We start from the raw sequence: 13,366 nt of genomic DNA on the forward strand, positions 1-13,366 counted from the left end.
TGGGGCGTCGGGGTCAGGGCGCGGGGACGGGCCGGGCGGCCGGGGCGGGCAGGGCGGGGGAGTCGATGCCGGACGCGGAGACCCGGGTCGCCGCCCAGTCCCGCTCGTCGGCGGCCAGCAGCGCGGCCACCGTCCGGGCGTCCGGCAGCGCGCCGTGGTCGGTGGGCGCGGTCAGCGCGCCGGCCGCCGCCAGGTGGCCCAGCCGCAGCCGGGAGCGCTGGTCGAGGCCGCGCAGGGTGCCCGCCAGGTAGCCGGCCGCGAACGCGTCGCCCGCGCCGGTGGGCTCCACCACCTCGACCCGCAGCGCCGGTTCGGTGACCGCGCCGCCGTCCCGGTCGAGCGCGGTGACCAGGTGCCCGGAGTCCTTGACCACCAGGGTGGCGGGGGAGGGGAAGCGGCGGCGCAGCGCCCGCGGGTCGCCGGCGCCGAACGCGTCCTCGGCCTCGTCCGCGCCGAGCAGCAGCACGTCCGCGGCGTCCAGCAGCTCCGGCAGCACCGCCGGGTCGCGCAGGCGCCACAGCGCGGGGCGCCAGTTGAGGTCGAAGGAGACCAGCCGGCCCGGGCGGCGGCGGGTCAGCAGGGCGCGCACCAGGGCCAGGCAGCCGTCCGACAGCGCGGGCGTGATGCCGGTCAGGTGCAGCAGCGGCGCGGCGTCCAGCAGGGCGGCGGCGGCCGGGTCGTCCAGCAGTGCGGGGGAGAGCGCGGAGGCGGCCGAGCCGGTGCGGTAGTAGTGCAGGCGGGAGCGGCCCGGGCCGAGGTCGTGCGGCAGGCCGGAGCCGCCGGTCTCCTTCAGGTACACGCCGGTGGGGCGGTGCGGGTCGACCGCGACGGCCGACACGTCCACGCCCGCCGCGGCCAGGTCGCCCGTCAGGCGGCGGCCGAAGCCGTCCGCGCCGACCCGGCTGATCCACGCCGTCGGCACGCCCAGCGCGGCCAGCGCCGCCGCCACGTTGGACTCGGCGCCGCCCACCGAGGGGCGGAACGCGCCGACGGCCTCGAACGGCCCCGGCCGGTCGGGCAGCAGCACCGCCATCGACTCGCCCAGGCACACCGCCCGGGCGGCGGCCGCCGCACCGCCTTGATCCGCCATCAATCCCGCTCCCTCGCCCTCGGGCCCGTGCCCCGCTCCCGCCGCCGGGGGCCGCGCGGACCGGCGCTCGGCGGTGAGCCCGGTGCTGCGTGCCTGGTGGGAGGGGTGGACGAGCCGCGTCGCGGTCCGTTGACCGCCGTCCGGCGTGAATGCTAGAACCGTATCACCAACATGCGCAATAGAGGTTGCGCATGTTGCAACTCCCCAGCTCGCAGGCGGGCCGGGGTTCGAACGGAGGCAGGGCGATGGACGAGACGGTGGACCGGGCGGGCGCGGAACGGCGGGCGGACGCGGAACGGCAGCCGGGTACGGAGCGGCACGCGGCCGCGGAACGGCAGGCAGGCGCGGAGCAGCACGCGGCCGCGGAACGGCGGTACTTCGCCGACCCCGCGCAGGGCCCCGGCATCGACCCTGCCGCCGTCGCCGCCCTCGCCGACGAGACGCTCGACTTCCGCTTCAAGGCCGTCCCCGCCGCCGCCCACGGACTGACCGTCCGCGACTGGCTCGCCACCCGCCCCGCCCTCGACGACCTCGGCACCCCCCTGCTCACCCTCGACGCCGCCGCCCTCGACCACAACCTGCGCACCATGGCCGCCTGGTGCCGCGACGCGGGCGTGCTGCTCGCCCCGCACGGCAAGACCACCATGGCCCCCGCCCTCTGGCAGGCCCAACTCGCCGCCGGCGCCCACGCCGTGACCCTCGCCAACCTCCCCCAGTTGCGGGTCGCCCGCGCCTTCGGCGTCCGGCGCCTGCTGCTCGCCAACACCCTGCTCGACCCCGCCGGACTCGCCTGGATCGCCGCCGAACTCGACCGCGACCCCGGCTTCGCCTTCACCTCCTGGGTCGACTCCGCCGACAGCGTCCGGCAGATGGACGCCGCCCTGCGCGCCGCCGGAGCGCGGCACCCCGTCGAGGTGCTGGTCGAACTCGGCGGCCCCGGCGGCCGCACCGGCGCCCGCGGCGTCGACGCCGCCCTCGACGTGGCCGCCGCCGTCCGGGCCGCCCCCACCCTGCGGCTGGCCGGCGTCGGCGGCTACGAGGGCGCCCTCGCCCACGACGCCTCCGACACCGCCCTCGCCGCCGTCCGCGGCTACCTGCGCGACCTCGCCGACCTGCACCGCCGCCTCGCCCCCCACTACCCCACCCGCACCCCCGTGGTCACCGCCGGCGGCAGCGCCTACTTCGACACCGTCGCCGAGGAGTTGACCCCGCTGGCCGAGCAGGTCCCCGGCACCGCCGTGATCGTCCGGGCCGGCGCCTACCTCGCCCACGACGACGGCTTCTACCGCGGCATCTCCCCGCTCGCCCGCGCCGCCGGCGCCACCCCGCTGCGCTCCGCCCTGCACGGCTGGGCCCGCGTCGTCTCCCACCCCGAACCCGGACTCGCCCTGCTCGACGCCGGGAAGCGCGACCTCCCCTTCGACGAGGGACTGCCCGAACCCCAACTCGTCCGCGGCGGCGGCCCGACGGCCGCCGCGGCCGCCGTCACCGCCCTCAACGACCAGCACGCCTTCCTGCGCGACGCCGGACCGGCCGCCCCCGTCGGCGCCGTCCTGCGGCTGGGCCTGTCCCACCCCTGCACCGCCTTCGACAAGTGGAGCCTCATCCCCGTCCTCGACCACGCCGACGCCGAACACCCCCGCGTGGTCGACCTGGTCCGGACGTACTTCTGATGGCCGACCTGCTGCTGCGCGCCGCCACCGTGGTCGACGGCACCGGCGCCGACCGCTACCGCGCCGACGTCACCGTCACCGACGGCCGGATCGCGGAGATCAGCCGCGCCGGGAAGGAACTGACGGGACGTCAGGTGATCGACGCCGACGGGCTGGTGCTCGCCCCCGGCTTCATCGACATGCACGCCCACTCCGACCTGCGGCTGCTGCTCGAACCCGACCACCCCTCCCGGATCACCCAGGGCGTCACCCTGGAGGTCCTCGGCCAGGACGGCCTCTCCTACGCCCCCGTCGACGACACCACCCTCGCCGCGCTGCGCCGCCAACTCGCGGGCTGGAACGGCGATCCCGCCGACGACGAGTTCGACTGGAACTGGCGCACCGTCGCCCAGTACCTCGACCGCCTCGACGCCGGAGCCGCCGTCAACACCTGCTACCTCGTCCCGCACGGCACCGTCCGGATGCTCGCCATGGGCTGGGACAACCGGCCCCCCACCGGGCCCGAACTCGCCCGGATGAGCGAGCTGGTGGACCGGGCGCTGGCCGAGGGCGCGGTCGGCATGTCCACCGGCCTCACCTACACCCCCGGCATGTACGCCGGCACCGCCGAACTCGTCGCCCTGTGCACCGTCGTCGCCGCCCGCGGCGGCTTCCACGCCCCGCACCAACGCTCCTACGGGGCGGGCGCGTTGGAGGGATACGCGGAGATGGTGGAGATCTCCCGCCGCTCCGGCTGCCCGCTGCACCTCACCCACGCCACGATGAACTTCGGCGTCAACGAGGGCCGGGCCGGCCAGTTCCTCGCCCTGGTCGACGCCGCCCTGGCCGACGGCGTCGACCTCACCCTCGACAGCTACCCCTACCTACCCGGCTCCACCACCCTGGCCGCCCTGCTGCCCAGTTGGTCCACCGAGGGCGGCCCCGAGGCCACCCTCGCCCGGCTCGCCGACCCCGCCGCCCGCGAGCGCATCCGCGCCGACGTCGAGGAGCGCGGCAGCGACGGCTGCCACGGCGTCGTCACCGACTGGGACACCATCCAGGTCTCCGGCGTCCGGCACAGCGCGCTGTCCGCCGTCGTCGGCCGGAAGGTCTCCGAACTCGCCGCCGAACAGGGCCGCACCGGCACCGAGGTCTTCTTCGGACTGCTGCGCGCCGACCGGTTGGGCACCACGATCCTCCAGCACGTCGGCCACGAGGAGAACGTCCGCGCCATCATGCGCCACCCCGCGCACACCGTCGGCAGCGACGGACTGCTGGTCGGCGCCCGCCCGCACCCCCGCGCCTGGGGCACCTTCCCCCGCTACCTGGCCCGCTACGGACGCGAGTTGGGCGTCCTCACGCTCGAACAGGCCGTCGCCCGGATGACCGGCCGCCCCGCCCGCCGCCTCGGCCTCGACCGGCGCGGCCTGATCCGCCCCGGCCACCACGCCGACCTGGTCCTGTTCGACCCGGACACCGTCCGCGACACCGCCACCTTCGACCGGCCCCGGCAGCCCGCCGAGGGCATCCGGCACGTCCTGGTCAACGGCGTCCCCGCGCTCACCGACGGCGAGCCCACCGGCGACCTGGCCGGCCGGGCCCTGCGGCGCGGCACCGACCGGAAGGTCCGGGCAGTGACCTGACACACCGTCACCTCCACCGGTGGGATGCCCCTTCGGCCCCGCCGCCCCCGACAACCAGCACGGAAAACGGAAAGAGGAATGTCCAGGATGGGAACCGAAACGACCGAACTGCGCGCGGCCCTGGCCCGGCAGCCGGTGATCGCCGTGGTCCGGGCCCCCGTGATCCCCGACGCGGTCGCGCTCTGCGAGGCGCTCGCCGAGGGCGGCATCGCCTGGACCGAACTCACCTTCACCACACCGGACGTCACCCGCCACCTGGCCCGCGCCGCCGGGGCCGACTGCCGGATCGGCGTCGGCACCGTGCTCACCGCCGACCAGGCCCGGGCCGGGATCGCCGCCGGGGCCGGCTTCCTGGTCACCCCCGGCCTGCGCCCGGCCGTCGCCGACACCGCCCGCGAGGCCGGAGTCCCGGTCGTGATGGGCGCGTTGACGCCCAGCGAGGTCGCCGACGCCGTCGACCTCGGCGCCGCCGCGGTCAAGATATTCCCCGCGAAGGCGTTCGGCCCCGGCTACTTCAAGGACCTGCGCGGCCCCTACCCCGACGTCCCGCTGGTCGCCTCCGGCGGCGTCAACGCCGGCAACGCCAGGGCCTTCCTCGACCACGGCGCGCTCGCCGTCTGCGCCGGGACCGACGTCGTCCCGCCGCAGGCCGTCGCGGACGGCGACTGGGCCGAGATCACCCGCCGCGCGAAGGAGTTCACCGCCGCGCTCGGCTGAGCGGGGTCACTCGCGGTCGGCGGAGGCGGCGGGCGCCGCCGTCGGGGCGGTGGCCGGGGTGGTCGTCGGGGCGGTGGCCGGTGTGGTCGTCGGGGCGGTGGCCGGTGTGGTCGTCGGGGTGGTCGTCGGTGTGGTCGCCGGACGGTGCTCGGCGGCCAGGGCGAGAACGCGCTCCACGGACCAGTGGTCGGCCGCGTGGGTGCCGTAGTGCGCGGCCAGGACCCGGCCGTCGGCGGCGAGCAGGAAGTCGGCGGGCAGGCCCAGCCGCCCGCCGACCGGGCGGGAGGACGGCGGCCGCTCCCGCCCGCGCAGCACCAGCGGCACGCTGCGGGCCACCCCCCGCGCCATCGACGGCCACGCCCGGGGTCGAGCAGCGCCCGCGCCCCGCGCTCGACCCCGTACGCGCGGTACAGCCCCCGCTCCGGATCGGCCAGCAGCGGGAACGGCAACCCGTCGGCGTACGGCCGCAGTTCGGCGGCGGGCGAGTGGAATGCGACTACCTCCCGCACCCCCGCCGCGCGCAGCTCCGGGTGGCGGACGGCGAAACCGCGCAGGTGCAGGTTGCAGATCGGGCAGCCCGCGAAACGGCGGAACTGCAGGTGCGTCAGGCCGCCCGCCGGCACCGGCGGCAGGGGCGCGCCGGCGGCGTCGGTGGCGGGCAGGGCGGGGGCGGCGGTACCGGTCCGAAGTCGGGACACGTGGGCTCCTCGTAGGTGTAGACCGTACGCCAAAACTGTAGGCGTATGCCGTACGCTGTCAACCCGTGCCCCGCCCGCGCTCCCTGACCACCCGCCAGATCGCCGCCGCCGCCCTCGCCGTGATCGACCGCGACGGCCTGCCCGCCCTCTCCATGCGCACCGTCGCCGCCGAACTCGACCGCCGCACCATGGCCCTCTACCGCTACGTCGAGGACCGCGAGGAGGTGGAGTGCCTGGTCGTCGACCTCGCCCTCGGCCCCGTCCTCGACCGCGCCGCCCGCGAACCCGCGGCACCCTCCCCGCGGGCCCGGCTGCTCGCCCTGCTGGACCTCATGCGCGAGGCCGTCGGCGCCCACCCCGGCGTCCTGCCGCTGGCCGTCCGGCACCACAGCGGCTGCCTGCCCGCGCTGCGCTGGCGCGAACGGCTGCTGGAGGCCCTGGCCGACGCCGGACTCGACGCACCGCGCCGCGCCGCGGCGCTGCACGCCCTGGTCGCCTACGTGATCGGCGAACTCGAACTGGAGCACCAGGCAGCCGCAGCCGCAGCCGCAGCCGCAGGCACCGCGGCAGGCCCCGGCGGTCCGCTCGTCCCCGAGACCTTCCCCCTGCTCTCCGCCGCCCTGGCCGCCCGCGCCGCCACCGATCCCGCCCACGCCTTCACCGACGGCGCCCGCACCGTCCTCGACGGCCTCGGCATTGGCCTCGGCTGATCCTGCGCCCCGGTCCTGGCTCCGGCCGCAGGCGGGTGCCTCAGTCGAGGGCGCTCCAGCCGTGGTCGAGGAGGTCGAAGGCGCGGACGACGGCGCCCCGGACGTCGGGATGGGACTGGACGGCCCGGGGTGCCTCCAGGGCGAAATGCGCCAGGGCGGTGCAGGCCGGGTCGTCGGCGGGGCGGCCGCTCTGCTCGGCGATGACCGCGGCGAGCGCGGCGGTGTGGCGCAGCCACATGGCCTGCTGGTAGTCGCGCAGGGCCGGGGTGGAGTCCACCAGGGCGGCGAAGGCCGGGAAGCGGGGGTCGCCGCCGGCGCCTGCCCGGCGGTGGCGCAGGGCGTGGTCGCACAGGGCGGCCGGGATGGACCGGCCGGGGGGCCGCTCGCGCACGGCGGCCAGCAGGTCGGCCTCCAGGTCGGCTTCCTCGTCGAAGACCAGCGCCTCCTTGACCGGGAAGTGCTTGAACAGCGTGGTGGTGGAGACGTCCGCGGCGTCCGCGATCTCGCGGATGCCGACGTCGTCGTAGCCGCGCTCCAGGAACAGGCGCAGCGCGGCGTCGGCGATGGCCTGGCGGGTGGCGGCCTTCTTGCGCTCGCGGCGCCCCGGCGGGGCCGGTGGCGGGGGTGGGAGCGCTGGGGACGCTGGGCTCGGCGGGGGCTCGGGGCTCGGCGGGGGCGGCGGAGGCGGTGGGGTGTCGGGCATGGGGACATCCTACCCGCCGGGTTCACTCGGTTTAAAAGTTGAGTCGTTGCACTTTTGTACTCGGTGTGGTCTGCTGGAGCTGCGGCCCCGTGGAGCGTGAACGCCCCGGCCGCCCCCACACCCCCTGCCCGGTCGCCCGGCACCGCCGTGCGCCCGTCCGGAAGGAGCACCGCCATGACCACCGCACCCGCCTCCACCACCCCGTCCGGCCCGTCCGGCCCGCCCGTCCCCCGCATCGCCGTCGTCGGCGCCGGGCCCGGCGGCCTGACCTGCGCCCGCATCCTGCAGCGCCACGGCATCGCCGTCACCGTGTACGACCACGACCGCGGCCCCGACGCCCGCGACCAGGGCGGCACCCTCGACCTGCACGAGGACAACGGCCAACTCGCCCTGCGCGAAGCCGGACTGCTCGACGACTTCTTCCGCCTCGCCCGCGCCGAAGGGCAGGAGATGCGCCAACTCGACGCCCTGACCGGGGAGATCGGCTTCCACCACGTCCCCGAGGACGGCGAACGGTTCAAGCCCGAGATCGACCGGGGCCAACTGCGCGACCTCCTGCTGCGCTCGCTCGCCCCGGACACCGTCCACTGGGGCCGCACCCTGCGCTCGGTCGAGGGCCCCGCCGGCGGCCCCCGCCGCCTGCACTTCACCGACGGCACCGCCACCGAGGCCGACCTGGTGATCGGCGCGGACGGGGCCTGGTCCAAGGTCCGCCGCGCGCTCTCCCCGGCCACCCCCCGCTACACCGGGATCAGCTTCCTCGAAGCCTGGTTCCACGACGTCGACCGCCGCCACCCCGAACTCGCCGCGCTGGTAGGCCCCGGCAGCGCCTCGGCGGCCGACGGCGAACGCGGACTGTTCGCCCAGCGCAACAGCGGCGACCACATCCGGGTCTACGTCATCCAGCGCGTCCCCGTCGACTGGATCGCGCAGGCCGGCCACACCGTCCAGGACACCGACGCCCTGCGCGCCCTCCTCCTGGACCGCTACCGCCGCTGGTCGCCCGCCCTGCACCGACTCCTCACCGACAACGACGGCCCCTACGTCGACCGCCCGATCCACGCCCTGCCCGTCCCGCACACCTGGACGCACGACCCCGCCGTCACCCTGCTCGGCGACGCCGCCCACCTCATGCCCCCGCTCGGCGTCGGCGTCAACCTCGCCATGCTCGACGCCTGCGAACTCGCCCTCGCGATCGCCGGACACGACACCCTCGCCGAGGCCGTCCGCGCCTACGAGGCGACCATGCTGCCCCGCTCCGCCGACACCCAGCGCCTCCTCGACGGCGCCGCCGCCGGCCTGCTGTCCGACGAACCGCACCAGGGGGAGCCGCAGCAGGGCGAACCGCGCCAGGGTGAGCCGGAGTCGGAGCCGGAGCCGCAGTCGGAGTCGTTCGGCGGCGCGGCCGAGCCGTCCGGGGTCCGCTGAGGCGTCGCTGGGCGGGGGAGCGGGGCGGCCGGGTCAGCGGGCCCGGGTGGTCGAGTACAGGTGGCTGTCGCGGAACTCCGTCGCGGCCAGCGTCCGGCCGACGATGATCACCGCGGTGCGCAGCACGCCCGCGGCCTTGACCTGGACGGCGATGTCGCCGAGCGTGCCGCGCAGCACCAGTTCGTCCGGACGGCTGGCCATGGCGACCACCGCCGCCGGGCAGTCCGGTCCGTAGTGCGGCAGCAGCTCCTCGACCACGCTGTCCACGTAGCGGGCCGCCAGGTGCAGCACCAGCAGCGCGCCGCTCCTGCCCAGCACGGACAGCTCCTCGCCGGGCGGCATCGGCGTCGCCTGCCGGGCCACCCGGGTCAGGATCACCGTCTGGCCGACCGTCGGCACCGTCAGCTCGCGCTTCAGCGCGGCCGCCGCCGCCGCGAACGCGGGCACCCCCGGCACCACCTCGTACGGGATGTCCGCCGCGTCCAGGCGGCGCATCTGCTCGGCCATCGCCGAGAACACCGACGGGTCGCCGGAGTGCAGCCGGGCCACGTCCTGGCCCGCGCGGTGCGCGCTGACGATCTCGGCCAGGATCTGGTCCAGGTCCAAGTTCGCGGTGTCGACCAGCCGGGCGTCCGGCGGGCAGTCCGCCAGCAGCTCCGGCGGCACCAGGCTCCCCGCGTACAGGCACACCCCGCAGCGGGCCAGGGTGCGCTGGCCGCGCACCGTGATCAGATCGGCCGCGCCCGGACCGGCACCGATGAAATAGACCGTCACTTCGCTCCTCCGAGAACTCCGACAACCTCGTCCGCACCAGCATCCGTACCGGGGGCCGCACCGGACTCCCCGCCGCCCTTGACGACGCTCCACTGGGTCACCGGCATCGCCTGCCGCCACCCCGTGAACCCGCCCACCGGCACCGCGTGCGCCACGCCCAGCTTCACCAACTCGCCGCCGTGGCGCCGGTACCACTGCGTCAGCAGCGCCTCCGACTCCAGCGTCACCGTGTTCGCCACCAGCCGCCCGCCGGGCCCGAGCGCCGACCAGCACGCCTCCAGCAGCCCCGGCACCGTCAGCCCGCCGCCGATGAACACCGCGTCCGGACGGCCCGGTTCGGACTCCAGCCCGGCCAGTGCCCGCGGCGCGGCCCCCGTCACGACCCGCAGCCGGGGCACGCCGAGCGCCGCCGCGTTGCGGACGATCCGCTCCGCCCGCGCCCGGTCCCGTTCCACGCTCACCGCCCGGCAGGTGCGGTGCGCCCGCAGCCACTCGATGCCGATCGACCCCGAACCGCCGCCGACGTCCCACAGCAGTTCGCCCGGCGCCGGGGCGAGCGCCGCCAGCGTCGCTGCCCGGACGTGGCGCTTCGTCAACTGTCCGTCCGACTCGAAGAGTTCGTCCCGCAGGCCGGGAACCAGCTGCTGCCGGGGGGCGTCCGCCGCGACGGCCGGGTCCAGGACGCAGTCCACCGCCAGCACGTTCAGCGGATCGCCCGGCGGCAGCGACCAGCCGCCGCCACCCCTTCGCGCACCGCCTCCGCCGGACCGCCCAACTGCTCCAGCACCCGCACCCGGCTCGGCCCGAACCCGCGCTCCGCCAGCACCCGCGCCACCCGCGCGGGCGTCGACGCGTCCGCGCTCAGCACCAGCAGCCGACGCCCCGGGTACAGCGCCGCGTGCAGGGACTCGACCGGTCGGCCGACCAGCGTCACCACCTCGGTCTCCTCCACCGGCCACCCCAGCCGGGCGCACGCCAGCGACACCGAGGACGGATACGGCAGCACCCGCAGCGACTCCGCCGGGACGCCGCACTCCAGCAGCGTCCGCCCGATCCCGTGGAACATCGGATCACCGCTGGCCAGCACCGCCAGCCGCCGCCCCGCGAACCGCTCCAGCAGCCCCGGCACCGCCGGCCGCAACGGCGACGGCCACAGCACCCGCTCCGCCGCCACCCCCTCCGGCAGCAGCCCCAACTGACGCCCCCCGCCGAGCACCACCTCCGCCGCGCCCAACGCCTCCCGCGCCGCCGCCGAGAGCCCCGCCCAGCCGTCCGCACCCACCCCGACGACGGTGATCGCAGACACGCGCAACTCCTCAGGGCTCGGGGACGGGGCAGCCGCAGCCTACCCGCAACCGGCCGCCGTACCCCCCGCGAGCTGCGGAGATCCACCGTGCGACATTGGCCACACCGGGCGGGGCGGGCCACCGGCGCGGGCGCGGACGCGGACACGGAAGTCCACTGCGCGAAAAGCCTGTTGGAGTGACGGGCGGTTCTAGGATTGGGTGGGGGTGATCGAATCCAAGAGACCTGACGGGGGATTCCGCGTGCGGACAAGAGCGGGAGGGGTGGCCCTCGCGGTCGCCTGCGCGACATTGCTGGCCGGCTGTAGCGGCGGCGGCAGCGGTGCGGACTCGCCGCGCCGGAACGGCGACTCGATCGAGGGGCACGAGACGGCGGCGGTCGTCCTCTCGGCGGAGCAGCTCCGGGTGGCCGCGCCCCTCGGCGACGCCCTGCCCGACGGGCTGGGCGGGGGATGGGCGGCACGGACATCTTCGAGGGCCAGAAGGCCGCCGACCGGTGCGGCTCGGAGACCGGCACCGCCTGTTCCGGGCTGGTGGCGGCGGCCCTGAGCGGATACACCACCCACCCGGGTGACGGCGACGTCTTCTGGGACGCCTTCTCCTTCGACACCGTCGAGGACGCGCAGGTGGCCTGGAAGGCCATGGCCGCCGGCAAGCGGGAGGAGGAAGCGTCGTCCGACCCGCAGCCGCTGGAGGTCTCCGCGGACGCGGACGAACTCGACGCCTACGGCCTCCCGCCCTCGCACGACTACTCCAGCGGGCAGAACATCGAGATCCACGACGCCAAGGTGATGATGCGGATCGGCGGGGTGGTCGTCCTGCTCACCGGCTACGACATGCCCAACTTCGAGATCATCCAAGGGCTCGCCACGGCGGCGGCGGATCGCGTGACCAGAGTGGCCCAGGGCAAGAACCCCGACGCCTGAGTACCGCACCGCCACGCTCCGCACCGCACTGCCCCGCACCGCCATGCTCCGCACCGCCCCGCCCCGCCCCGCCCCGCGCACGGCCGCGCACGGCCGCCGTGCCGGGGCGGCGTGCCCGCCACCGGTGCCGCCCACGGCCCGTTCCATCGATTTGTCGATCTGTCGGCTCACCGAGGCCGCCCCACTCCGGAGGACCGCACCACCCATGACCGAACTCTCCTTCCTCACCGCCCCCGGCACGGCGGCCGGGTTCATCGCCGAGACCCGCCCGCGTGCCCACGGCACGGGCATCGACCCCTACGAGTACGACCGGGTCACCGCGCCGATCGACTCGCTACTGCACTGGCCGGACGCTTGCCGGGCGGCCGCCCTCGCCCACCGCGCCCGGGCCGAACGGGCGGCCGGGCGCGGACGGTTCCGCACCGCAGGGCAGCACCACCGCTCGGCGGCCCGCTGGTTCCAGCTCGCCGCCATGCTGCCCGACCCGGACCGGGAGCGGGCCGCCGCCGTCGCCGCTGAGGCGGACCGTTCGATGGGCGACGCCCTCGCGCTGCTCGAACCCCGGGCCCGCCGGATCGAGGGCGAGGGCTACGCGGGGTGGCTGCGCCTGCCACCGGCGGCGGACGCTGGGCACCGCCTCCCGCTGGTCGTGCTGGTGCCGGGGATGGACTCCTCGAAGGAGGAGTTCCACGGCCCGGCCGACGCGCTGCTCGCCTGCGGGCTGGCCGTGCTGGCCGTCGACGGGCCCGGCCAGGGCGTGCTGGCCGACGGCCCCGCGCTCGGCCCGGACCACCGGCACGCGATCGGCCGGGCCCTGGACCACGCCCTGGCCACCGCCGCAGACCCGGCGGACCCGGCGGACCCGGACGGGCCCGGCGACAGCGGCGTGATCGACCCGGAGCGGATCGCGGTGCTCGGGTTCAGCCTCGGCGGCTACCTGGCCGCCGCCGTCGCCGCCCACGACCCGCGGGTCCGGGCGGCGGCGCTGGTCAGCGGCCCGTACCGGCTGGACTGGGACGCGCTGGTCCCGTTCGTCGTCGCCACCCTCTCCCGGCGCTGCGGCGGCACGTCGGCCGCCCGCGCCTTCGTCGAGCAGCTCGACCTGGCCGCGCTGGCCCCCCGACTGCGCGACCTGCCACTGCTGTTGGTCGACGGCGGCCAGGACCGCATCCCGGGCGTCACCAACGCCGAGGCCCTCACCGCCGACCTCCCGCACGCCGAACTGCTCCACGTCCCGCACGGCAACCACCTCCTCGGCAACGCCCTGCCGGACTGGCTCCCCGACACGGCCGACTGGCTGGCGGACGCCCTGACGGCGAAGCGGTGAACCGCACCCGACCGCACGGACGGCGCGGCGCCTCCGCCCCGGCGCTCTCCCGGCCCGGGCTCCCGGGCCTCCGGTCGGAGGGCGAGCCCGAGGGGATGCGGAACGAGGTGCGGACCTTCGTCGCGGCGGGCCCGCTTCCGGCCACGGACACGGACGCGGAGACGGGCGAGGACCCGGAGGAGCTCGACCGGCGCCGCCGGCAACCGGAAGACCTCCCCCGGCCGGCCACGGCCGAGGAGGCGACCGCGCCGGCGGCCTGTTCCGGCCCGGACGGCTGCTACGGCGTGGCCTGGATGCTGCTGCACCTCATCGAGACGGCGTCCGGCCCGCCGCCCGCCGCGCTCGACCCGGTCCTTGGGGAGGACGGCCGGCGGCACGTCCTGCACCGGCGTTG

At 76.5% G+C, this 13,366-nt stretch carries 11 protein-coding genes and 2 pseudogenes; 7 read left to right on the forward strand and 6 right to left on the reverse strand.

Annotated elements, in window-relative coordinates:
- Positions 1-13: 13 nt before the first annotated feature.
- Positions 14-1,090, reverse strand: coding sequence for a sugar kinase (locus QMQ26_RS30555; protein ID WP_282203482.1), 1,077 nt, complete (start codon positions 1,088-1,090; stop codon positions 14-16).
- Positions 1,091-1,335: 245 nt separating this feature from the next.
- Between QMQ26_RS30555 and QMQ26_RS30560 the strand changes: the two genes are divergently transcribed.
- The 3 genes from QMQ26_RS30560 to QMQ26_RS30570 all read left to right on the forward strand — a co-directional run bounded on the left by QMQ26_RS30560 (position 1,336) and on the right by QMQ26_RS30570 (position 5,102).
- Positions 1,336-2,763: an alanine racemase gene (locus QMQ26_RS30560; protein ID WP_282203483.1), complete on the forward strand. Its 1,428-nt coding sequence runs from the start codon at positions 1,336-1,338 to the stop codon at positions 2,761-2,763.
- A complete protein-coding gene (locus QMQ26_RS30565) occupies positions 2,763-4,385 on the forward strand; it encodes an N-acyl-D-amino-acid deacylase family protein (RefSeq protein WP_282203484.1) in 1,623 nt (540 codons plus the stop codon). Before QMQ26_RS30560 ends, QMQ26_RS30565 begins: the two co-directional genes overlap by 1 nt.
- Positions 4,386-4,472: 87 nt before the next feature.
- A complete protein-coding gene (locus tag QMQ26_RS30570) occupies positions 4,473-5,102 on the forward strand; it encodes a bifunctional 4-hydroxy-2-oxoglutarate aldolase/2-dehydro-3-deoxy-phosphogluconate aldolase (RefSeq protein ID WP_282203485.1) in 630 nt (209 codons plus the stop codon).
- A gap of 6 nt (positions 5,103-5,108) precedes the next feature.
- Here the strand turns inward: QMQ26_RS30570 and QMQ26_RS30575 are convergent, their stop codons facing one another.
- Positions 5,109-5,438: a hypothetical protein gene (locus tag QMQ26_RS30575; RefSeq protein WP_282206712.1), complete on the reverse strand. Its 330-nt coding sequence runs from the start codon at positions 5,436-5,438 to the stop codon at positions 5,109-5,111.
- A gap of 68 nt (positions 5,439-5,506) precedes the next feature.
- Positions 5,507-5,800 (reverse strand): annotated as a pseudogene (locus QMQ26_RS30580) (AhpC/TSA family protein); the annotation flags it as partial.
- A gap of 65 nt (positions 5,801-5,865) precedes the next feature.
- On the opposite strand from QMQ26_RS30580, the gene QMQ26_RS30585 reads away from it, so the two are divergent.
- Entirely contained in the window at positions 5,866-6,510 is a 645-nt protein-coding gene (locus QMQ26_RS30585; protein ID WP_282203486.1) for a TetR/AcrR family transcriptional regulator, read from the forward strand.
- A gap of 40 nt (positions 6,511-6,550) precedes the next feature.
- Here the strand turns inward: QMQ26_RS30585 and QMQ26_RS30590 are convergent, their stop codons facing one another.
- Complete coding sequence (locus tag QMQ26_RS30590; protein ID WP_282203487.1) at positions 6,551-7,213, reverse strand: TetR/AcrR family transcriptional regulator; 663 nt, start codon at positions 7,211-7,213, stop codon at positions 6,551-6,553.
- A gap of 174 nt (positions 7,214-7,387) precedes the next feature.
- Here QMQ26_RS30590 and QMQ26_RS30595 point away from each other — a divergent pair, with 174 nt between their 5' ends.
- Positions 7,388-8,641: an FAD-dependent oxidoreductase gene (locus tag QMQ26_RS30595; protein WP_282203488.1), complete on the forward strand. Its 1,254-nt coding sequence runs from the start codon at positions 7,388-7,390 to the stop codon at positions 8,639-8,641.
- A gap of 33 nt (positions 8,642-8,674) precedes the next feature.
- Here the strand turns inward: QMQ26_RS30595 and cobM are convergent, their stop codons facing one another.
- Positions 8,675-9,415, reverse strand: a complete 741-nt coding sequence (gene cobM / locus QMQ26_RS30600) for a precorrin-4 C(11)-methyltransferase (RefSeq protein ID WP_100839405.1) — start codon at positions 9,413-9,415, stop codon at positions 8,675-8,677.
- A pseudogene (gene cbiE, locus QMQ26_RS30605) lies at positions 9,412-10,721 on the reverse strand (precorrin-6y C5,15-methyltransferase (decarboxylating) subunit CbiE). Before cbiE ends, cobM begins: the two are co-directional and overlap by 4 nt.
- 450 nt (positions 10,722-11,171) lie before the next feature.
- On the opposite strand from cbiE, the gene QMQ26_RS30610 reads away from it, so the two are divergent.
- The gene (locus tag QMQ26_RS30610; protein WP_282203489.1) at positions 11,172-11,645 is read left to right on the forward strand and encodes a hypothetical protein; all 474 of its coding nucleotides are present in this window, start codon (positions 11,172-11,174) and stop codon (positions 11,643-11,645) included.
- 205 nt (positions 11,646-11,850) lie between these two features.
- Entirely contained in the window at positions 11,851-12,972 is a 1,122-nt protein-coding gene (locus QMQ26_RS30615; protein ID WP_282203490.1) for an alpha/beta hydrolase family protein, read from the forward strand.
- Positions 12,973-13,366 lie beyond the last annotated feature (394 nt).

Origin of the sequence: Kitasatospora fiedleri (assembly GCF_948472415.1) — a bacterium.
GTDB classification, from domain to species: domain Bacteria; phylum Actinomycetota; class Actinomycetes; order Streptomycetales; family Streptomycetaceae; genus Kitasatospora; species Kitasatospora fiedleri.